Annotated in this window: 19 protein-coding genes; all 19 read right to left on the bottom strand. The window is 34.9% G+C overall.

Annotation, left to right across the window (positions count from 1 at the left end; all coding sequences use genetic code 11):
- Positions 1-66 precede the first annotated feature (66 nt).
- Complete coding sequence (locus DFR80_RS01000; RefSeq protein WP_369862540.1) at positions 67-1,197, bottom strand: alpha-amylase family glycosyl hydrolase; 1,131 nt, start codon at positions 1,195-1,197, stop codon at positions 67-69.
- A gap of 64 nt (positions 1,198-1,261) precedes the next feature.
- Positions 1,262-2,305, bottom strand: coding sequence for a LacI family DNA-binding transcriptional regulator (locus DFR80_RS01005; RefSeq protein WP_114488958.1), 1,044 nt, complete (start codon positions 2,303-2,305; stop codon positions 1,262-1,264).
- A 163-nt stretch (positions 2,306-2,468) separates the two neighbouring features.
- Positions 2,469-4,670 (bottom strand): alpha-galactosidase, encoded by a 2,202-nt coding sequence (locus tag DFR80_RS01010; RefSeq protein WP_114488959.1) that lies wholly within the window; start codon positions 4,668-4,670, stop codon positions 2,469-2,471.
- A 93-nt stretch (positions 4,671-4,763) separates the two neighbouring features.
- Positions 4,764-5,738, bottom strand: coding sequence for an ABC transporter ATP-binding protein (locus DFR80_RS01015; RefSeq protein ID WP_114488960.1), 975 nt, complete (start codon positions 5,736-5,738; stop codon positions 4,764-4,766).
- Positions 5,738-6,769 carry an ABC transporter ATP-binding protein gene (locus DFR80_RS01020; RefSeq protein WP_114488961.1) on the bottom strand — a complete coding sequence of 344 codons (1,032 nt, stop codon included), beginning with the start codon at positions 6,767-6,769 and terminating at the stop codon, positions 5,738-5,740. The genes DFR80_RS01015 and DFR80_RS01020 overlap by 1 nt, the downstream gene beginning before the upstream one ends.
- 14 nt (positions 6,770-6,783) lie before the next feature.
- Positions 6,784-7,890 carry an ABC transporter permease gene (locus DFR80_RS01025; protein WP_233493651.1) on the bottom strand — a complete coding sequence of 369 codons (1,107 nt, stop codon included), beginning with the start codon at positions 7,888-7,890 and terminating at the stop codon, positions 6,784-6,786.
- An 18-nt stretch (positions 7,891-7,908) separates the two neighbouring features.
- Positions 7,909-8,904 carry an ABC transporter permease gene (locus tag DFR80_RS01030; protein WP_114488962.1) on the bottom strand — a complete coding sequence of 332 codons (996 nt, stop codon included), beginning with the start codon at positions 8,902-8,904 and terminating at the stop codon, positions 7,909-7,911.
- 114 nt (positions 8,905-9,018) lie between these two features.
- A complete protein-coding gene (locus DFR80_RS01035) occupies positions 9,019-11,067 on the bottom strand; it encodes an ABC transporter substrate-binding protein (protein WP_114488963.1) in 2,049 nt (682 codons plus the stop codon).
- 458 nt (positions 11,068-11,525) lie between these two features.
- Positions 11,526-12,392, bottom strand: a complete 867-nt coding sequence (locus tag DFR80_RS01040) for an NAD-dependent epimerase/dehydratase family protein (protein ID WP_199505745.1) — start codon at positions 12,390-12,392, stop codon at positions 11,526-11,528.
- A gap of 95 nt (positions 12,393-12,487) precedes the next feature.
- The gene (locus tag DFR80_RS01045) at positions 12,488-12,892 is read right to left on the bottom strand and encodes a MerR family transcriptional regulator (protein WP_114488964.1); all 405 of its coding nucleotides are present in this window, start codon (positions 12,890-12,892) and stop codon (positions 12,488-12,490) included.
- 49 nt (positions 12,893-12,941) lie between these two features.
- Positions 12,942-13,928 carry an aldo/keto reductase gene (locus DFR80_RS01050; protein ID WP_114488965.1) on the bottom strand — a complete coding sequence of 329 codons (987 nt, stop codon included), beginning with the start codon at positions 13,926-13,928 and terminating at the stop codon, positions 12,942-12,944.
- Between the two features lie 31 nt (positions 13,929-13,959).
- On the bottom strand, positions 13,960-14,721 hold the full coding sequence (locus DFR80_RS01055) for a carboxymuconolactone decarboxylase family protein (RefSeq protein ID WP_114488966.1): 762 nt from the start codon (positions 14,719-14,721) through the stop codon (positions 13,960-13,962).
- Between the two features lie 262 nt (positions 14,722-14,983).
- The gene (locus tag DFR80_RS01060) at positions 14,984-15,820 is read right to left on the bottom strand and encodes a carbohydrate ABC transporter permease (protein ID WP_076544873.1); all 837 of its coding nucleotides are present in this window, start codon (positions 15,818-15,820) and stop codon (positions 14,984-14,986) included.
- A 26-nt stretch (positions 15,821-15,846) separates the two neighbouring features.
- The gene (locus DFR80_RS01065; protein ID WP_114488967.1) at positions 15,847-16,734 is read right to left on the bottom strand and encodes a carbohydrate ABC transporter permease; all 888 of its coding nucleotides are present in this window, start codon (positions 16,732-16,734) and stop codon (positions 15,847-15,849) included.
- Positions 16,735-16,814: 80 nt separating this feature from the next.
- On the bottom strand, positions 16,815-18,065 hold the full coding sequence (locus DFR80_RS01070; RefSeq protein WP_114488968.1) for an ABC transporter substrate-binding protein: 1,251 nt from the start codon (positions 18,063-18,065) through the stop codon (positions 16,815-16,817).
- A 112-nt stretch (positions 18,066-18,177) separates the two neighbouring features.
- Entirely contained in the window at positions 18,178-20,133 is a 1,956-nt protein-coding gene (locus DFR80_RS01075; RefSeq protein ID WP_114488969.1) for a glycoside hydrolase family 127 protein, read from the bottom strand.
- An 85-nt stretch (positions 20,134-20,218) separates the two neighbouring features.
- Positions 20,219-21,259, bottom strand: a complete 1,041-nt coding sequence (locus tag DFR80_RS01080) for a LacI family DNA-binding transcriptional regulator (protein ID WP_114488970.1) — start codon at positions 21,257-21,259, stop codon at positions 20,219-20,221.
- Positions 21,260-21,422: 163 nt separating this feature from the next.
- A complete protein-coding gene (locus DFR80_RS01085) occupies positions 21,423-22,295 on the bottom strand; it encodes a LysR family transcriptional regulator (RefSeq protein ID WP_114488971.1) in 873 nt (290 codons plus the stop codon).
- A 156-nt stretch (positions 22,296-22,451) separates the two neighbouring features.
- Entirely contained in the window at positions 22,452-23,174 is a 723-nt protein-coding gene (locus DFR80_RS01090) for an aldo/keto reductase (RefSeq protein ID WP_114488972.1), read from the bottom strand.
- Positions 23,175-23,418: the final 244 nt, after the last annotated feature.

A 23,418-nucleotide genomic window follows, 5' to 3' on the forward strand; every position in this document is an offset into this window, starting at 1 on the left:
CAACTTAAATGAAAGTTAAAAGAAAAATATAGCATAAGCATATTTTAAAAAGAAGGACGTTTAACTTTATTCAACTTCCAGCACCAGCGTCTCAAAAGGTCTAAACGTATAATTAATCTCATCTCGATCTACTTTTAATCTTTTTTCACTATCAGTATAATTGCTTAAAATCAGTTTCCTTAATTCATAATCCAGATTTAACTCTACATTCCTGTCTCTAAAATTGGCAATCACCAGCACTTTTTTCTCTGGCCCTATTCTCAAATAGACCATTAAATCCTGATTGTTTTCCAGCAGCTGCTCGTACCTGCCATTTATTAAAGTTTCTGAATAACTACCCTTTTTTCTTAAATTAATCAGCTTCTGATAAAAATAGTATAAAGAATCAGGCTCATCTAATGCTTTTTTAACATTAACTTCTTTATAATTGGAATTAACTTTAAGCCAGGGAGTTCCAGAACTAAAACCCGCATTTTTACTGCCATCCCAATGCATAGGAGTTCTGCTGTTATCTCTGCTCCTATTCCAGACAGCTTTCAAAACCGCATCTTTTTGATGACCATTTTCTAAAGCCATCTTATATTTTCCGATTGAAGCTGCATCATCATAATCCTCAATCGAATCATATTTAACATTGGTCATCCCTATTTCCTGTCCCTGATAAATAAAGGGAACTCCCCGCATCAGCATAAATAAAGCTGCCAGCATTTTGGCTGAATACCGATTAATGTCTTTGTCATCCAGATATTTATTCAAGCTGCGCGGCTGATCATGATTTTCTAAAAAGAGAGCCACCCGACTGTCCTGATCATATGTCTGCTGAATTTTATTAAAAACTTTTTTTAGTTTCATTAAATCCCATTCTTTTTCCTGCATCCAGCTGCTGTCAGGCCTCATCACTAAATCAGTGTGTCTAAAATCAAAGATAAAGTCAAAAGGACCGCCTTCACCCACAAATTCTTTCATTCTTTCACTTTTATCAGGATAAATTTCAGCAACAGTCACAATTTTGTAATCTGAAAAAGACTTTTCGTTTAGTTCATTTAAATAGTCAAGTATTCCCTCCTGATTGGCGGTAAGGGAATGAATTTCAGCCAGATCGTCTTCTCCATCAGGCTTTAAATCTTTATACTCTCTCTTTTTGATAAAACTAATGGCATCAACTCTAAAGCCAGCCTTTATAGAATTAAAGGCCAGATCCTTAAGTCATTTTAAATAACAAGATTATAATAAATTTTTTTGCTGAAGTTTAATTATTATTTTATTTTTTCAGTTCAGCTACAGAATCTCTTTCTATCAACTTAGTAGAAACAAAAAACCTAATTGGAATATCTAAATCTTCATCCAGCCCTTCAATTCTCTCGATCAATCTCTTAACTGCCAGCTTTCCAATCGCTGTTTTAGGAATATTCATAGTAGTCAGTGGTGGATTGGTATAGGCTGCCATATCAATATTATCATAAGAAATTATTGAAATATCTTCTGGAATAGTTAAACCTTCTTCGTGAATAGCACGCATGATTCCAATAGCCATTTGATCACTTGCTGCAAAAATTGCTGTCGGCAGCTCTTTTTGCTTTAATAATTCTTGGGCAGCTATATAAGCAGGTTCTTTCTCCCAGCTGCCATCAATAATCCACTCATCTTTCCACTCTAAATTATTTGCTTTCATTGCTTTCTTAAAACCTAAAAACCTTTTTTCATGATAAAAATCAGGCGCTTCTTTTTCTGCAAAAGACCCTCCAATAAAAGCTATATCTCGATGTCCTTTATCTATTAAATATTGAGTTAAATCATAACCCGCTTTTTCTCTCTCCACTAAAATTATGTCTCTATATAAATCTTTTTTATAAGAATCAATAAAAACTAGATTTTTAAACTTTTCTTTTAAATCATTCAGAAGTCCCTCTTCAATAAAATCACTAACAACTATAATTCCAGCTAAATCTGACGAAATTATTTGATGTCTGGTAGATCGCTTCTGGATATCACTTTCTGAAAGTGAAAAAGCCAGATCATAACCCCGTTCTTTTATTTCATTTTCTATCGCTGTCAAAATCACAGAAAAATAGGGATGATTATAAATATCAGGTGTCATGTTAAAGATTAAACCAATTTCCTTAGTTTTTTTAGAGCTAACACTGCTTTTTGAGCTCTTGCTGTAGCCTAAGGTTTTAACATACTTCCAGACTCTCTGTTTAGTTTCTTCATTAACAGGACTTTCCTGATCATCATTTATCACACGTGAAACTGTAGAAATAGAAACCCCCGCTTTTTCTGCAATATCTTTAAGTGTTACTCCCATTTTAAAGCCTCCTTATAACAAACTCTATTTACATTATAGCATTATTTAGGCAGAGATTAAATAGTATTTAGTTCAGCCTTCACAGTTCACTTTTAATTTTAGCTAAATATCATAGAGAAAGCACAATTTCTTATAATATAATTCTGCAAAGGCTGAATAATTACTATTTAGAGGGTATATATTTTTTGAATCTCCAAACTACGGAAGAAAAATCACCTTTTAGATGAGGAACTTTAATACCATAATTCATTAGTTCATCACCACCATAGATTTCTCCACTTTCCAGTTCCTTATACTCCTGATCAGCATCTAAGCCTTTTAACCTTAACTTCTGTTCTCTTGGATTTGGAGAAGCTAAAACCTGATAAAAACCAACAAGTATTTCTTCTTTATCCTCACCTACATAAGACCAGGCGGCAAAATTACTCTCAAAAGGACTTTTAAGTCTATAAAAGTCTCCAAACTGCACTAAGCTTCTTATCTCCTTATAGTTATTAACCTGCCTTTTTACAGCTTTTATTTCTTCTTTATTTAATTCTGTAATATCTAGCTCATAGCCCAGGTTACCGAAACTTGCCACATCATAGCGCATTTTTAGAGAGGTGCTTCGCTCAACCTGATGGTTGGGAACTGCTGAAACATGAGCTCCCATAGCTGATGCTGGATAAACCATTGAAGTCCCATACTGGATTTTTAGTCTTTCTACAGCATCTGTATCATCACTGGTCCAGGTCTGGGGCATATAGTAGAGCATTCCTGGATCAAAACGGCCTCCACCACCAGCACAGCTTTCAAATAAAATTTCAGGAAATCTGGATGTGATTTCTTCTAAAACTCTATATAGTCCAAGAACATAGCGGTGATTTAACTCACGCTGATGATCGGCCTCCAGCTCTAAAGATCCAAATTCAGTCATTGGCCTGTTCATATCCCATTTAACATAGGAGATATTTGCCTTAGTTAAAATTGTAGAAACTCTCTCAATAATATATTCCTGAACTTTTCTACGGCTTAAATCCAGTATTAACTGCTGTCTGGAAAGTGTTGATTGGCGATCCTCAACCTGAATTGCCCATTCTGGATGCTCCCGATATAGATCGCTGTCTGGAGAAATCATCTCCGGCTCAAACCAGAGCCCAAAATCCATGCCCAGCTTATTTATTTCTTCAGCTAAATATCCCAAACCTTCCGGCAGTTTATCCTCATTTACATACCAATCACCAAGTGAGGAAGTATCATCATTTCTTTCCCCAAACCAGCCGTCATCAAGGACAAAGAGTTCAATATCAACTTCTGCAGCAGCTTCTGCCATTTTTAAGATTTTATCTGTATCAAAATCGAAATAGGTACCTTCCCAGTTGTTGATTAAAACAGGTCTTTCCTGATCACGATATTTTCCTCTGGCCAGTCTACTTCTATATAACTGATGATAATTATGGGACATCTTATTTAAACCCTGATCGGAATAATTCAGCACTACCTCCGGTGTCTGAAAGCTCTGTCCCTTTTCCAGCAGCCAGTTAAAGTTAAAGGGATTAATTCCCATAGTCATTCTTGTTTTTCCGTAATGATTACGTTCTGCCTGAGCAATAAAATTGGCAGAATAGACAAGGCTAAATCCATAGGCTTCTCCGCTGTACTCATCAGTCTCTGGCTCTACCAGAGCTGCAAAAGGATTCTGCTGGTGGCTGCTGCCGCCTCTCTTACTGTCAATTATGGTGATTCCCTGCTCCAGGGGCCGACGGATAATATCTCTTTCTCTGCCCCAGGCACCTGATAACTGCAGCAGTTCTAAATCTCTATTCTCAAAATCAACACTGATTGATAAAACTTTCTTAAGATTAATCTTCTGCTCACCTTTATTATTAAAGTGAGCTGAGCGGGTAATTATCGGATAATCTCTAAAGATTGTATAAGTTAGAGTCACTTCTAAATCTAAAGCTTCATCATAAAGAGTTATATCTAAGCTTTCTGCTTCCTCTTTCTGCTCAACATAAACTGCAGGTAGTCCATTTAGTTTTTTCTTGCCTGCATAAATTTGATGCTCCTGATATTTTAAATCGCTGATAATCGAGCCGTTTTCTGCTTCTATCTGATAGGCGGGCTCTCTAAAATCAGACTGACCAAAAGATGGATATTCTCGGGCTATATTTTCTAAAATAAAGCCGGTATCATCTTCGTCCGCATATGCCTCATAGGGCCTTAGTTGAGAGCTTGAATAACGATCCATTCTCTCAGCTTTTTCAATTTTTTTACCCCAGTAGAGGTGACCCAACTGCTCATTTTTTAGTACTTTAATTACATAACTTATTTCCTTATTTTTTAAATGAAATATTTTCTTTTTTTGATCATATTTGATTGACATTTTAAAACCTCCACTCAAAATATATAACTTTGTTTATTTAATTTATATCGCAAATAGAAATATGACCATATTTCTATATATTTTTAATTCTTATTACTCTTCTAACAAATGACAGGCAGCAAAATGACCATCACCATATTCCTTAAATTCTGGTTCTAGCTCTGAGCATTTAGCAAATGCTTTTGGACAGCGGGGATGGAATCTACAGCCAGAAGGTGGATCTACTGGTGAAGGTACATCTCCCTCTAAGATTATTCTGTCCTTTTTCTTCTTTGGATCAGCCTCTGGAATTGCAGATAATAATGATTGAGTATAGGGATGTTGGGGATTATTATATAAATCATTTTTACTGGTTAATTCTACAATCTTTCCCAGATACATTACTGCTACTCGATCACTGATATGCTTAACAACACTCAAATCATGAGCAATAAAAAGAAAGGTCAAACCAAATTCTTTCTGTAAATCCTGCAGCAGGTTTACTACCTGTGCCTGAACCGATACATCAAGAGCAGATACCGGCTCATCGGCTATAATCAACTTAGGATCTACCGCTAAAGCTCTGGCTACTCCTATTCGCTGGCGCTGACCACCACTAAACTCATGGGGGTAACGCTGCATATACTCTGAACCAAGCCCAACTTTCTCTAAAAGTTCTCTCACCATCTCATTTCTCTCTTTTTTGTTTTCAGCTAAGTTATGGAGATCAATAGCCTTACCTACTATATCACCAACTGTCATCCGGGGATTAAGTGAAGCATAGGGATCCTGAAAAATAATCTGCATTTCTTTTCTTAACTTCCGCATTTCTTTTCGATCATGATTTAAAATGTTTTGGCCTTTAAAAATTATTTCTCCAGCTGTTGCCTCTAATAATCTAAGAATTGTTCTACCTGTTGTCGACTTACCACAACCTGATTCTCCTACCAGGCCGAGTGTTTCTCCTTCTTTTACTGCAAAGGAGATATCATCAACAGCTTTTACATGAGCTACTGTTCTTTTAAAAACTCCTTCTTTGACAGGGAAATATTTTTTAAGATTTTTAACTTCTAATAAATTCTCAGCCATTATTTCTGAACACCTCGATCCTCGTAAATTCTTTCTCCGCGCTTTTTAATTTCTTCCAGCTCTTTATATCTCCAGCATCTTGCTTTATGTCCATCTGCCACTTCTTCTAATGGTGGCTCCTGGTCAAAACATTTACCTTCTGCTAAAGGACAGCGGGTATTAAACTTACATCCTTCTGGAAAGTTCAGTGGTGAAGGTACACTACCTGGAATCGCTTCTAATCTGTCAACATCTTTATCTAACTTTGGAATTGAATTCATCAAACCCCAGGTATAAGGATGTTTGGGATCTTCAAATAATGTATCTACATCTGTATATTCTACCACCTTACCGGCGTACATAACTGCTACTCTGTCTGAAACTTCAGCTATTACTCCTAAGTCATGGGTAATCATCATAATTGACATTCCATAACTTTCTTTTAAGGAGTTCATCAGCTCCAGAATCTGAGCCTGAATAGTTACATCAAGTGCTGTTGTCGGCTCATCTGCGATCAGTAATTTAGGATCACAGCTTAAGGCCATCGCAATCATTACCCTCTGTCTCATACCACCTGACAGCTGGTGAGGATATTCGTCTACACGCTGTTCCGGCAGCGGAATACCTACCTTCTGCAGCATATCAATAGCCTGACGCCTTGCTTCTTTTCTGTCTACACCCTTATGGAGCATAATTGCCTCTATAATCTGATCACCAACAGTGTAAACAGGATTTAAAGAAGTCATCGGCTCCTGAAAAATCATTGAGATATCGTTACCGCGAATTTTTCTCATCTCTTTTTCAGGCAGTTTTGTTAAATCTTTTCCCTGAAAATTAATCTCTCCAGCTTCTATTCTCCCAGGAGGAGATTCTACCAGCCGCATTATTGATAAAGAGGTTACACTTTTACCACAGCCGGATTCTCCTACAATTCCTAAAGTTTCGCCGGGATAGATCTCATAGTCGACTCCATCTACCGCCTTAACTACTCCTTCTTCTGTATAAAAATAAGTTTTTAAGTTTTTCACTTCTACTAATGCTTCTTTACTCAAATTATTCACCCACCTTAATTGCTCTTTGGATCCAGAGCATCTCTTACCCCATCACCAAAGAAGTTAATTGACAGAACAGTAAAGAATATAAAGGCTCCCGGAATCATAATCCAGGGATGCTGACCTATTGTTTGAATATTTGTTGCTTCCTGTAAAAGAACACCCCAGCTGACCATAGGAGGCTGAATACCAAGCCCTAAAAAACTCAGAGTGCTTTCAGCCAAAATTAAGCGGGGAATAGTTAGAGTCATAACTACAATAATATGGCTGAAACAATTGGGGATCACATGTTTTAAGATTGTGTATAAGTGATTGGCACCTAAAGCCTGCGCTGCTTTAACAAATTCCTGTTCTCGATAACTTAAAACAATCGCTCTGACTTCTCGAGCCAGAAAAGTCCACTGAATTAAAGACAAAACAATAACTATACCAACAAAAATTAAAATAGGCGGCCAGGTAGTTGGAATAGCAGCACTTAAAGCCATCATCAGCGGCAGCTGTGGAAAAAGCTGAAACATTTCTATGATTCTCTGAATAAATAAATCAATCTTACCTGAGAAATATCCGGAAATTCCACCGATTAAAGAACCAACAACAGCTGAAAGAAGTGAACCAAAAAAAGCAATAAATATTGAAATCCTGCTGCCAAAAATTATCCGGCTAAAAATATCTCTTCCCAGCTTATCTGTTCCAAACGGGTGAAAGGTTCCACCTTCTTCAACACCAAAAAGATGAATATTGGATTCAAAAATTCCAAATAGTTCGTATTCCCAGCCCTCCACAAAAAAGCTTAATTTATACTTTTCTTCTGGATTAATTTCAAATGTTCTGGCCCAGGTTTCAGGATCCATCCCCTGTTCTACCCCATAAGTAAAAGGTACTATGCTAAAATTTTCATCTTCATCTGTAAAATTTAACGGCTGAGGTGGCATATATGCCCCTTCATAATCCGGTTTTTTATAATCATAAGGGCTAAAAAACGGTGCGAAAATGCTTAAAACTAGAAGTAAAACAACTATAGTTCCACCGATCATTCCCAGCTTATGTTTTTTATAGCGGCGCCATATTTTTTCTTTATTACTTAAATACTTTTTTCCTTTTTTCTTTTCTTCTTTTTTCAACTTTTACACCTCTCTCCTTTAGTTATACCTGACTCTTGGATCAACCCAGGCCAGAGCAATATCTGCCAGCAGATTACCAATTACAAGAATTACAGCAATCATCATTAAAAAACTCCCAGCTAAATACATATCTTGATTAACTAAAGCATTATAAAATGCAGGACCTGTTGTTGGTAGATCGAGCACAATACTGGTAATCATTTCTCCGGTAATTAAAAATGGTAAAGCAGAGCCCATTGACATAACTATAGGTTTTATAGCATTTTTAACTGCATGTTTATAAACTACTGTTTTGTTTTTTAGCCCCTTGGCTTTGGCAGTCTGAATATACTGAAGCCCCAGCACATCTAATAAATTTGAACGCATAACCCGCATATTTCGTGCGGTTCCAGCAAAGCCAACTATTATTACCGGCAGCCAGAGGTGTTTAATTAAATCCCAGACTTTAGCTAAACTCCAGGGAGCCATAATATATTCATCTGAAAATAGTCCTCCTACCCCCATACCAAGCTCAAATGAGAAGATATACATCATAAAAATAGCCAGAAAAAAAGCAGGAATAGAAACACCTAAAAAAGCTAAAACTGTAAAGATATAGTCTGCAAAAGAATATTTATGAGTGGCAGAAAATATACCAATAATAACTCCTACAAAAACAGAGATAAAATGACAGAGACCTGCAATTAAAAGTGTGTAACCCATTCTGCTCCAGATAACTGCCGAGACAGACTTAGAATAAAAGAATGAATAACCAAAATCACCATTAGTAACAATGTTTTTAATCCAATTATAATACTGAATTAAAAACGGTTGGTCCAGTCCATATTTCTGCCTCATTTCATCAGCCATTTCTTCTGCTTCCGCAGTTGTAAGTCCCGCCTGACTGGTTAATTGATTTTGATAAGATGTCATATAGTCTCCAGGTGGAAGAGTGAGAATAAAAAAGGCTATTAGACTTACTAAGAGCAGCATTGGAATAGCAAGCAGTGATCTTCTAATTACATAACTAATCAATTGTATTCCTCCTTAAATTTTTAAGAAAAATTATTGAAATTTATTTTCTATAATTTAATAATAAGTTTATAATTTGAGGGAGAGAATATTGCACTCTCCCCATTGTTATTGTTTTTAGTCTAAAGGCAAGTGCCAGGAACGATTTGAATAATCTTCTTCTGTTGGAATACTGTCTAAAAACATTGTCTCCAGCTGATCTTCCTGATTTACATATAAAATCTGAACTGGGATACTATTTATTGTCCAGTTATACATATAGGGAGGAATATCAGGCTGCCAGTTTCTAATTCTTTTATGCAGACCAGTACCTCTTCTCACCTCATAAACGCCAACAGTATATACATTTTCTGTATATAGATTTAATATCTCCTTAAACATTTCTTTACGTTCTGCTGCATCTGCAACATAACGGGCTTCCTGCATAATCTGCTGAATTTCTTTTTCAAAACCCAGAAGATCTCTTTTACCCTCAGAAGCTGCATAATGCCAATCAGGAGAGTTATTTCTGAATGGTCCAAAAAGCTCCATCTGTATAAATGGAATGGCTGAGTCAAGTCGGTTAAAGTACATTTCGAAATCTCCACCGCCAACTTTAGTTGCCACATTATTAGCAGATACCAACCTTACTTTTAAGTCAATTCCCACTTCTCTAAACATTGGCTGCACTGCTTCTGCTGCATTAATACTTGCCTGTTGATCCTGATTGATCATCATTTCAATTACCAGTTCATCACCGGCAATCTTGCTGTCCGCCGGCCAATTTAAGATACCATCTCCATTTGTATCTACAAAACCAAGTGAGGCTAATTTTTCTTTTGCAGCTTCGGGATCATATCCATATTTAACTACACTATTTTCATCATAATATGAAGAACCACTAGGATAGCCTCCATACCAGGCCTGAGTTAAAGGGCCAGGGAAAGCAACATTTGCAACTGCATCTCTGCTGATTGTATGAGAAACTGCTTCTCTAAAAGCTTTTTCTCTAAATAATTCTCTTAATTCTGCATCACGGTCATTTTCCACACTTAAATAACGAGAAAGATTCATTGAAATATGATAGCCAATACCAAATGGCCCAAATTCAATTTTAAAAGGTGCATCCTCTTCTAAAGAAGCCTGTCTAACCATACTGAATGTTTCAGGATTTTCCAGATTTGTTCTATCTGCTGAACCACCAATTAAATTCATAGTTCTGATATCTCCAGATTCTACCTCATTAAAACGAACTTCACTTAAATATGGAAGCTGATTTCCTTCTTCATCAACCTGCCAGTAATAAGGATTACGAACCATCACCAGCTGCTGTCCTGCCTCATATTTTGTTGGAATCCAGGGACCCAAGGTAACTACAGGCAGATCATCCGGTGGGGTTGCACTCACAAAATCATCATATGTGGCATCTTGATTATAGTCCGGGTGGAAGTGTTTATAGACATGCTTTGGGGAAACAGCAAAATCTAAGTAATCCATATTATAAAAAGCATGGACAGGTCTTTCCACACCAAAATGCCATTTAATTTTATAATCATTTATCTTTTCCAATTCAGTCTGCTGACCACCATATACCCAGGCTTCTTTACTGCCAAAGGTTGGTATGTTGTCATTTAAAATTAAATCATTATAGGTAAATAATACATCATCAGCAGTAAATGCTTCACCATCTGACCATTTAACACCTTCCAACAAATTCATAGTTAAAGTTTTTCCATCTTCTGACCATTCCCAGTCAGTTACTAGATTTGGCAGTGGATCAGGCTGTTCAAGCATCCACATCGGACCAGAAATTAGAAGAGACTCCTGTACCATCTGATTAATACCAAACCAGCCCTGGGTTTTCTGTGCTCCCCAGTTCCAGCTTGCTACTGGAACAGCAAAGGTATCACGCCAGACACCACCATATTCCCCTATTCCATTGGCCATTATATTTGACTTCACTACTCTCGGAACTTCTGGTAAGCGTTCTTCAACTGGAGGTAATTTACCCGCATCTACAAGTTCTTTTAATTCTGGAGCTTCATTATAAGAATCTAGACTTTCCTGAACCCACATCTCTTCTTTTGTAAACTGACCGGCAAATTTTCCTTCCTGTGCTCCCACCATTACTGTAGATAAAATAATAATTAGTGAAATAAATAAGATTAATGATTTTTTATTAAACATTTTTTCCTCCTCGAGATTTTTGAGTTTTTAATTAAAGAATTTGAAAAACTTTTATCTTCAGAAAATTTACCACTCTCCCTCTGGCAATCTTATAATCTTATAAACTTATTATTATAATTTTTTGCTTCTCTATTTTTATTATTCAAGGCTTAATTGAAAAACCCTTCTTTTTTCATGAAATTTTTTTAATTATTTTCATGAAAATTTATGAAAGACTGCCATTTAAGCATTCTTTGGCAATAAAAAAATCCAGCCCCTTAATGAAAAAAGGCTGGATCTAATTAAAATTATTTATTTTTTTAGTTACTATAAATTATACTATTTACAGCAGAACCAATTGTGAAATATTTATTTTTAGCCAGGTGCAAACAGTTAAATCTCAATAACTTCTCTTTCCAGATAACTTTTAATACTTAGTTCAACAGTCTCTCTTGTAGAATACTGGGGCTGATAATCAATTAACTTTTGGCATTCTCAATTGAGAAAAATCCACTTCTGGCAATGTGATAATAAGTCTGTTCTGTCTGTTCTTCATCATCTATATAATCACACCATTTTTCCCAGTCTAAAAAATCAATATCTGCTTTTTGACCAAAAAATTCGTACATTGCCTTTGCATAACCATATAGCGTAAAAGAATCTTTAGCAACTGCATGGAAGCTTTCTCCAAGAGCCTGATTTCTATGGGTAATGGCTTTGAAAAACATCTGAGCTACATCTGCTGCATGAACATGATGCAGAGTTTCCATACCAAAGTTAGGTAAATATATTTTTTCGCCCCTGGCTATTTTTTCAAATACTTCTGGATCTATATTACCAAAGGGGCTGATAATCAGCCAGCCTGGTCCAGAAATCTGTCCTGGCATTATAATTGTGGCAGGAAAACCATTCTGGCGGTACTGCTCTTTTAAGTATTGTTCGCTGTAAAATTTATTTAATCCATAATCATCCAGAGCTTCTTTTTTTACTGTATTTGGATCAGCCTGCAGCATCTTTGTCCTGCTGTGAGCCCAGATAGATGAACAGAACAGATAGTGAGATAGCTTTGTTTCTTTTAAAGCTTTAACCATTTCTTTTGTATCCTCGAGCTGAAAATTAATTAAATCTACAACAATATCAGCATCGAACGCTGCAATCTTTTCTGAAAAATCAGCTTCCTTATCTCTATCCAGAATAACCTGCTCTACTTTATTCCAGGCTGAATCTTGAAGATAGGGATCACTCTGACCTCTGGTAATATTAATAACTTCATAACCAGCCTTTACCAGCTCAGGTACAAGATAAGTTCCAATATGTCCGGTTCCTCCAATAACAACTACTTTCATATTAATACCCCTTTCTCTGAAATTAAATATTATGATATTAAAATATTAACACTATTCTTATTTTATCATTCCTCACTAAAAATTATTAATATATTTTAACCAACTGCAGCCTTAAACTCTTCCCTTGACATTAATTCTTCCTCTGCATCTAAGATTACTTTTTCGTAAGACTCAATCTTATAATCCAAACGTTCCAGAGTCTGCTGCAATTCGTCTATCTTGGAAGCAAGTTTTTTTCTCTCTTCTGTTAATAATTCTTTTCGAGCTTTAATTGTAGTATCTCCCTGCTGGTACAGGTCTAAATATTCTTTTAAAGTATCAATATGAAGCCCGGCATTGCGCATACATTTTATAAATGCTATCCAACCACAATCATTTTCTGTATAATCACGGTTGCCACTGCTGTTACGTCTAATATCCGGAATCAGACCAATTCTTTCATAATACCGAAGAGTGTCTTTAGATAAATCTAACCTCTGACTAACCTCTGAAATCTGCATTATTTTTCACCTCTTTCAAATAGCTGTACTTAAAATCCAACTGAGGATTCTATTCAAATTCATCAAATAATACTTCTCCCCGATCAGTAGCTGGAGCTGGTGTTGGGGAAAGATTAGAAATTTCTTTTCTCATTTCAGCTGACATTTCGAATTCTGCTGCTGCCAGAGAATCTTTTAACTGCTCAAGATTACGGCCCCCTATTATAGGAGCAGTGATTGCAGGATTAGATTTTACCCAGGCCACAGCGAGGGTAACAGGGTTAATATCTTTTTCAGCTGCATACTTAGTAAATCTATCTGCTACTTGATAGTTTATCTGATCATGATAGCGGGCAGAATAGCGTTTCTGATCCACCAGCCTACCTTTGGCTGGCTTTTTATCTACACCATATTTACCTGTCAGCAGACCTCCACCTAAGGGACTGTAAGAAATAACACCTAAATTATGAGCTTCAGCCAGAGGCAGTATTTCGGTTTCTGCCTGTCTTTTAACCAGGTTATACATCGGTTGAATAAGCTCAAATCTAGCCAGTGATTCTTTAGCTGAAATACCCAGTGAGGTTGCTATCTGCCAGGCAGCCCAGTTACTTACGGCCGGATATAATATTTTCCCATCCTGCTGCAGCTGATCAAGAGCTGCCAGAGTTTCTTCAATTGGAGTATTCTGATCAAACATATGAACAAAATAGAAATCAATATAGTCTGTTCCCAACCTCTGCAGGCTATTTTCTACCTCTCTAATAATATTACGTCTGTTTGCACCCATAGCATTAATATCCTCAGACATGGGATAAAACATCTTACTGGTTAAAATAATTTCATCTCGATTATCTTCAGCAATTAATTCCCCCAGTATTTCTTCAGATTTACCACCATTATAAACATTTGCTGTATCAAAAAAGTTAATCCCTGCTTCTCGACTGGCTCTAAACATTTCTCTTGCCGTTTCTTTATCTGCATCTCCACCAAAAGACATTGTTCCCAGACATAAATTAGAAACTTTAATCCCTGTTCTACCTACTGTAGTATAATTCATAATATTTACTCCTTCCTTTTAACTTTTTTCTCTATTCCTCTTCCGGAATTATTTCATTAACACAGCTTAACGCATTTAAGGTTCTTGGGTAACCAATATAGGGTACAAGCTGACTCAGTACACTTAAAAGAGTTTCTTTATCATTGCCAACACTCTGATTACCTCTAACATGTCCCTTAATCTGTGATTCACAGCCGCCAAGTGCAGCCAGCATAGCAAAAGTTATCATTTCCCGATCTTTTAAATTCAAACCGCTGCGGGTATAATAATCTCCAAAACAATTTGCCGAAAGATAATTCTGGATATTTTTCTGATTTTCTGGCGCGTTTTGATGCATCTTATCGATAACATCACCAAAAATAGATTTCTGCACTTCAAGGCCTTTATCAAACCTTATCTCCTGATCTGTAGTCGACTGTTTTGCAAGAGGTAGTTCTATTCCTTCAGCTTCCAAAACTTCGTTCGTGATTTTCAGAAAATCATAGCTTTTAGCCATTCCCACATAGGCGGTCGAATGATAAACAACTTCTTTAATTTTAACCGGGCTTACTTCAATATTGACCGCTGCTCTCAGCATATCTTTATATTGGCCCTGACCCTGAGCAGCGATTAAAGCTGCTAGAATTACTAAGATTCGCTTTTCTTCACTTAAATTTCCATACTCCAAGACTTCATCAAAAGCAAAATTGTCAAATATCTCCATCATTTCTGGATCTTTTCTTTTAAGTTCAGCCTGATAATCCTCTCCAAAAAGTCTTTTAACTTCTTTTTCTGCTTTTTCTGTAATTTTCATCTTTTTACCTCCAAATTAAGTTTCACATTGTCAAAATTATTACAGCAGCCATAGCCAAGTAAATTTATTAAGTAATCCTCTCAGACCTTAAGTGCACTCCAGGTCAAAAGTTTTTTTATCTAATTATATTTTAACAATTTTGCTTTATCATTACCAATACTTATTAGTTATTGTTTATAATGCTTAAAAAGTATAATTAAGATAAAATAAAACTCTATTGCCCAGTTTCAACAATAGAGTTCATTTATAATCAAGATATTACTTAATCTAGAGATCCACTTGTCAATCCCGAAACTATTCCCTTTTGTGCAACAAAAACTAAAATTATCATAGGTAAAACCATTGTTACACCTAAGGTACTAATCAATTCCCAGGGTCTACCATAGGGAGTTCTAGCCTGAAAAATTTCGGTAATACTAACCGTCAGTGTTTTTGCTTTAATTGAAGAGCTAAAAACAAGCGGATAAAGCAGATTATTCCAGGCATTAATAAAGTTAATAATTGTTACAGTTACTAACGAAGGTTTCATTGCCGGGATTACAATATAAAATAAGACCTGTGGTAAAGTTGCGCCATCAACTATTGCTGCTTCTTCGATCTCAACTGGAACTCTTTTAACAAAAGTAACTAAAACCCAGACAGAAAAAGGAATTAATACACTTCCCATTACTAAAATAAGTCCTCTAATTGTATCTATCATATTAAAATTTCTAAGTATCTGAAATAGTGGGACAACTGTTACAATTTCAGGTATAGCCATTGTTAATACCAGGGCAAATAATAAAATATTGCTCCCGGGAATTTCAATTCTGGCAAATCCATAGGCTGCCAGAAAACTTAAAATAACTGAAACCAAAACTGCTCCAACGGAAAATATCATGGAATTAGTTAAGTATGATAAAAAAGGTACCTGTGATGCTAGATTAATAAAATTATCAAAAGTAAAATCCGGAAAATAATTGGGAGGAACACTAAATAACTGTGTTCTGGGGGTTAAAGCTGTTAAAAATAACCAATATATGGGGACAAGTATAATAAATACAAAAACTGAAATTCCAAAATACAAAAGTATTTTATTACGAGTTTTCTGAGACTTCATCTTAAGTCCTCCTAATTCTTTCAATTTTATGAAGTAAATTCAAATTTTCTATATAAATATAAAGCAATTAAACTTATAACGGCTACAATTAATAATAGATACACACTTAACGCTGAAGCTCTACCCCAGTTAAACCACTGCATACCCAGCTGATAAATTCTATAAGCAATTACTGTAGTGGAACTTCCAGGTCCACCCTGAGTTAAACCTAAAATTATATCGATATTTGCTATCTGCCAGATTATATTAAAAAGACCTAATGTTACAATTGTAGAACTGCTTGCAGGTAAAGTAATATTTAAAAATCTCTGAAACCAGTTGGCCCCGTCAATTTTAGCTGCTTCATATAATTCTTCAGGAATACTTTGAAGTCCAGCCAGTAAGACTATTGCCATAAAAGGAGTATTTCTCCAGACATTTAATAATATTAGTGATCCTCTGGCCAGAAAAGAATCAATCAAAAATTGAACTTCTTTTCCACTTAAGCGGAAAACCCAGTCAGTTATTAACCCGTAATCAGCATTAAGCATCCATCTAAATACATAGCCACTTACAATTACCGGGATTACCCAGGGCAAAAGATTTAAAGTCCTGACAATTTTTCGCCCAATAAATTTGGTATTTAATAAATTAGCAACAACCATTCCCAGTACTAACTGCAGAATCACCGAAATGGTAATAAAGGCTAAAGTAAAACCAATGACATCAATTATTGTTTGATCATTCAGTAAAGAAGTATAATTATTTAGACCAATATAACGGTGAACCTGTTCCATCAAATTATGATCAAAAAAACTTAAATAGATTGTTCTAAAAATTGGATATAACGAAGTTGAAAATCTTAGTAAAACTGCTGGTCCAACTAAAATAGCAAAAATCAAATATTTCTTTAATTTACTGTAATTCGTAAACAATTTTATCCCTCCCACTTAAAAATATTGATATCCCCCGGAGCATAAATAATCTACTCCGGGAGGATAATCATTATTTAAAGTTATTCTTCAAGAGCCTGCATCTGCTGCTGTCCTCTTTCAATTACCTCATCTAATGATATTTGATTGGTTAAATAAGCTGAAGAAAGTTCTTCTACTATACTTGACGCCTGTCTAAAGTTAGGATGGAAAGGACGTGAAGCTATTACACCTGCATCAGAATATTTCTTTAGGTTTGAAGCAAGTCTGCTTTCTTCAACATTAATTTCCTCCATTATAGAATGTCTGGGGCTTAAAAACCAGGTATTCATTTCAGCCAGTTTAGGTGCATTTTCGACTGAAGTCATAAATTCTATAAATGTCTTAGCTGCATCAATTTTATCTGATGTATTTGGTATTGCCCATCCCCAGGAAGCTACAAAAGTACTTCTACTTTCTGGTCCTTTAGGAGGTAAAGCAACTCCAACCTTATCGTCACTGTACCAGTCTTCCTGTGCTTCCTGATAATCAAAGAAGTAAGGCCACATTCTCATCATAGCAACTCTATCATTTACAAAGTCATTATTAACCTGGTCAAAGTCCTTATTTAAGGCAGAACTTGGGAAAATTTCATACTCATAGATCATGTCATGAATAAACTTTAAAGCTTCTCTTAGTTCTGGTCCAAAATCAAAAGGATTTCCTCCAGCCTGCTGGGTTAAATAAGAAACATAAACTCCCAGATAGCCGCCTTTTGCCAGACCATCAGAGAATGCGTACATTTCATCTGTAGTAAGCTCTTTTCCTACTTCTATCATTTCTTCCCAGCTTTGAGGAACTTCCAGTCCTTTTTCTTCTAAAATATCTTTGCGGTAGAAGAAATATTGAGTTTCATAGTTATGAGGAATTCTAAAAAGTTCACCCTCATATCTATTCCAGGTATCCACCATCTCTAACATGCCAGGTGTCCAGTCAGCCCAGAATTCTTCGTCATAAATCGGATCAAGATCCACTAACCAGCCTGAGCGTGAAAAGTTAATAGCTGCATCATCTTCTAAATCAATTACATCATATGGGGTTTGACCACCAAGAATTGAGCTTGTCATCTGAGAAATAAATTCTGGAGGTGAACCCGGTCTTGTAGTAACAGTCACTTCTATACCGGTCTTTTCTGTAAAATTAAGTTCTTCCAGTGCTCTTTTTGTAGGTTCTACAGCCCAACCACCAACACCAACAATTAATTCATCAGCCGCAAAAGTTACTAAATTAACCGAAACCAATAAAATAGCTAAAACAACTAAAGTTACTAAAAACTTGCCTTTTCTTTTAAACATTATTACCCTCCTTAAGTTTTTATTACAACAATTATCTCAACCCTTAATACCTGTTATTTATCCCTCCCCATTAAATTTATTTGTTTTAGAATTGATAATAATCTTCTAAAACTTATTTATTATATTCTCGTAACCAGACCCTCATTTGGCCTGGATCACGGTGATCCCAGAGATAATAAGGAACTGCTTTAAATTTAAATTCATTATATTCTACCTCACTTTTTTCAAGATAAAGTTTATCTTCCCAGACAGCCTGGTTTTCAATCAATGCTTCACCCTCAAGATAATTAAAACCGTTAAGTGCTTTTTCAAATTTAACATTGATTTCAGAATCAGCTGGAATAATGATATTATCTAAGTCTATATTATTGTCTACTTCTTCTAAACAATAAACTAACGGCCCTCTCATTAAAGCTACCTGATTTCTATTTTCTTTAACTGCTGGATGAGATTTTATCTGTTTAACTAACATTTCGAATACTACTTTTATCTGATCACTATCTTTCCATTTTCTATTTATAACTAAATAGTTATTTTTCACTTTTACCTGTTCATTTTGACCATTAACAAAAACTTCAGCCTCTTCAGCCCAGTCTGGAAAACGAACATTAAGATTAAAATTAACACTATTTTCTGCATTAATTGTGTAGTTAATATTATTATCCCAGGGGAAATCTGAACTCTGCTTTAAAGTAATTTTTTGGCCCTCAATTTCGGTATCTAATTCACTTGAAATAAATAAATTAGCATACAAACCATCCTCTTTTTGCAGATAAATATATTTCTCTAATGAGGCAAGCAGCCTTGCAATATTTGGTGGACAACAGGAAACATGAAACCAGCCCTTTCTGTGGTGATCTCCATCACTGGCGAGTGGATTAACATAGAAAAACTTATCTCCACTTAAAGCTACTCCTGAAAGCAAGCCATTATAAAGAGTTCTTTCAATTATACTGGCAAATTTAGCATCTCCTTTGACTTTAAGCAGACGCTGGTTCCACATAATACTGCCAACTGCTGCACAGGATTCTGCATATGCACTTTTATTTGGAAGATCATAATTTTCTGTAAAGCCTTCATAATCATGGGTAGAACCAATACCACCAGTAATATACATTTTCTTTTTAGTCATATTATTCCATAAATTATCTAAAGCTTTTAAAAGTGAATGATTTCCTGTTTCTAACACAATATCTGTTACTGCAGAATATAAATACATCGCTCGCACTGCATGACCTTTAACCTCTTTCTGCTCTCTAACCGGCAAATGATCCTGGGCGTAGCTTCCATCATATTTATTATTCTCATCCAGAAAGAACTCCTGATAATATCTACTCATCTCAAAATTATCAAAATTCTCAATATTTTGTTCAAAATCTGCCCCAGCTACATCTCTCAAGTTTTCAACTTCTTTTTTAAAGTAATGTTTACCTCTATTATTTATAAAATATTCGGATAGTTTTAAATAATTTTTATTTCCTGTAGCTCTGTATAATTCTACTAAAGCTAATTCTATTTCTTCATGCCCAGGGACTCCTTTATGTCCAGACAATCTAAATTTATTATCAATTAAATCAGCAAATTTACAGGCTACATCTAAGAGATTCTTTTTTCCTGTAGAGTTATAGTGAGCTGCTGCTGCCTGAAATAAGTGGCCAGCACAATATAACTCATGCATCATTCCAAGATTTGTCCATTTTTTATCTGGTTCTTCCAGGATAAAATAAGTATTTAAATATCCATCATCTTCCTGAGCCTCTGCAATAAGTTCAATTGCATTCTCTACTCTTTTCGATAATTTTGAATCATCTATATTAGCAAGAGTATAACTTGCAGCCTCCAGCCATTTATATACATCAGAATCATTAAAAAACATTCCATAAAAATTTCCAGCTTCCATTCCTGCTGCCTTTTTAAAGTTTTTTAATCGTCCTGTTTTGATAAGCTGCTGATATTGATGTTCCAAAGTTACAGTACGATTTTTCTCTAAACGTTGATTCCAAAATTCATCATCAATTTTTACGTCCTTCAGAGAAATTTCTTTTAATGAATTTTCTTTATTATCCATTGAGCCCCTCCTTAAATTTATTTAAACGATTAAATAAAACATGTAAAACAATAAACTAAAGCTTTTTTAATTTAAGTTTCAATACTTATTTACTTATTTTCTTAACTGATGCTCTTTCAATTAACTTACATTCTATTTTACTGCTATTTCTTTTAATTTTTCTTTCCTTAATTAAATCTATGAGCTTTTTAGTAGCTTTTTCTCCCATCTTATTTAAAGGAAGATCTATCGTTGTCAGCTTGGGTTTGAAAAAATGACTAAATTCTCTATTATCAAAACCAATTACTGATAAATCAGCCGGCACTTTATATCCAATAGACTGAGCACCATCAATAACCCCAACTGCCATTAAATCATTAAAAGCAAAAACTGCTGTTGGAGGATTTTGGCTTTTTAATAATTCTTTACTTAACTTAAAGCCGGTATCATATTCCCAGTTCCCTGTTCTGATCAAAGCTGGATCTAAATTTAAATTGTTATCAATTAAAGCCTGCTGATATCCCTGCAGTCTCTCGTGTGAAGGTCTAGAATTAATCATCCCACTAATTACAGCAATTCTCTGGTGACCTAAATTAATTAGATAATTAGTCGCCTGATATGATGCCAGCTTATCATTATAATTAACAGAATAAGAATTTTCTTCTGAACTATAACAATAAGTATATACTACCGGTTTGTCAATGTTTTTAATTATGCCGCTAACATCTCTTGGGTGTTCTCCAATATAGATAATTCCATCAACCTGTCTGGTTAATAAAACATCGATAGTTTCACTTATTTCTTCAGAATATTTGGCTGCTTTTTCAAAAGAGTTGCCAATTTTTTTGTTTAAGCGTAAATTACTTAAAATAATATGAAAACCATGTTCTTCAACATATCTATTAATCCCATCTATAATTTGAGGAGAATTAAAAACAGTCATATCTTCAACAATTACACCAATTGTATTTGTTTTATTAGTCCTCAAACTTTTAGCTATATTATTTCTTTTATAGTTCATTTCATCAACAATTTTAAGAACCTTTTCTCTCGTTTCTTTACTTATCTGGGCACTGTCGTTTAAAACATAAGAAACTGTAGCTGTAGAAACACCAGCCTTTTTTGCAATATCTTTTATAGTTGCCATTATAATTCTCCTTAATCGATTAAATAAACTCTATTATATATATTAGTGATGATTTAAAGAATTCCTTCTTTTTTTTTTGAAAAAAACTTATATTTCTAAAAATATAATTGAATTTTCCCTGTTTGCTTATTCTTAAATTAGCAATTTTAATATAATAAGATTGCTAATACTCACTTTTAATCAATTTTATAAAGGCAGATGCTGTCGAATTAAAGATCTGCTGATTTTTCCAGATAAAGACACAGGAAGAGCTTAATTCTGGAGTAAGCGGCCTAAAACAAATCTGATCACTCTGCCCAATTTTAATTGAACTCTCCAGGGCCAGCGCATATCCCAGACCACTTTCCACCATCGTCAGCGCATTATATATCAGATTATAGGTAGCAATAAAATTAAGATCCGCAAAATTGCTGGCAAAAAAATTAGCCATTTTGTTCTCAATGATTGAGCGCCTGCTGATAATTAAATTAGCTTCTTTTAGGTCTTCTGCCTTAATCTCTTTTTTTGCAGCTAAAGGATCATCTTTTAAAAGCAGAATTCCCCACTTTTCCTTTTCTTCTAATTCTATAGAATAATACTTTTCAGTATCTACAGGATTAATTAACAGACCAATGTCGAGCAGGCCTTTATCAACTTTTTCTTTAATATCACTGGCGTTTCCGGTAAATAAATCAAATTTAACCCTTGGGTATTTGCTGTGAAACTTTCTTATTAATTTAGAAAGCACCTGAGAAGTCATAACTGACTCCCCACTACCAATAGAAACCTGACCTGTTACCAGATCTGATGTGATCTCACTTTCAGTTTTACTAACTAATGATAAAATTTCTTCTGCTCTTTTAACAAGCAGTCTTCCGGCTTCTGTCAATTTAATTTCTCTTTTCCCTCTGATTATTAACTGGGTATCAAGTTCTTCTTCCAGCTGCATTAACTGCCTGCTTAAAGTAGGCTGGGTTATATGCAGAGTTTCTGCTGCTCTAGTAATATTCCCCTCTCTGACTACAGTTAAAAAATAGCGAAGCACCCTTATCTTCATCTTTTTACCTCCAGGCAAAATTTACGTTACGTCAAATCTAGTAGTTTTTTTAAGATATCATAAATCTTAGTCGGTATCAATTTTTTAAAATTACCTTCATCACTTTTTTACCTGATACAATCAACCCTGCTCTGAATACTATTTCTCAATTAAAATTTAGCGAAAGATAGATGCAATTCTCTGAAAAATATAAGAAATGATTGATTTTAAATCAAAACCTCCACCATAGACTGGCATTATACTGGCAGCTCCATAATCCTCAATTGCTTCCATGTTTTTTAAAATTTCCATATCTTCTTTAGAGATTGTAAAATCAACTTCTGCATTACTTTTAATATGCTCTGGATTTTCGCTTTTGGGAAGAGGCAGAAGTCCAAGCTGCAGATCATAACGAATACAAAGCTGTGGAATTGAAACATTATATTTTTCTGCCATCTCTTTTATTTTCTCATTTTTAAATAGTTCTCCATGTCCGATTGGAGAATAAGCTTCAACAAGTATATCTTTTTCCTTTGTATATTGAATTAATTCTTCTGGAGTATTACTAATATGAGCCAGAATCTGATTGACCATTGGTTTAATAGAACAGTTTTCAAGTATATTATCAATTGATACGGCAGCCTCCTGATATGACTTTTTTCCTGCATCAAGTTTTGTAGTTACAAATAATTCTTCCCTTTTAACTCCACAGTTTCTAACTCCATCTCCAACTCCACTTTCATTCCGGTAGGCCTGAGCTGTATCAATATGACGATATCCTATTTTTACAGCTTCTTTAACTACCTGCTCCGCATCCTTATTGCTGATAAACCAGGTTCCAAGTCCCAACTTTGGAATCTCAACTCCATTAGATAAAGTATAGCTTTCTTCTAAAATCATGAATAATCCCACCTTCCTTAATTTTTTCTTCTTCAGCTGTAATAATTTCGGTTTTTTCTAGATTAACTTCTAACTTTAATAAAATTATATAAGCTTGAGTTAGTTCAAAGTCAAGCTATATCTTAAATTAATTTCTTATTATTTAATACTTTATCACTTAAAGTCAACTCCAGGTCAAGCTTTTTTGAAATTTTTTATAAAATCTTCTCTGAATAATTTTTAAAAAGTAGTTTTTTCTAAACTC

Origin of the sequence: Halanaerobium sp. ST460_2HS_T2 (assembly GCF_003337665.1) — a bacterium.
Lineage (GTDB): Bacteria > Bacillota > Halanaerobiia > Halanaerobiales > Halanaerobiaceae > Halanaerobium > Halanaerobium kushneri.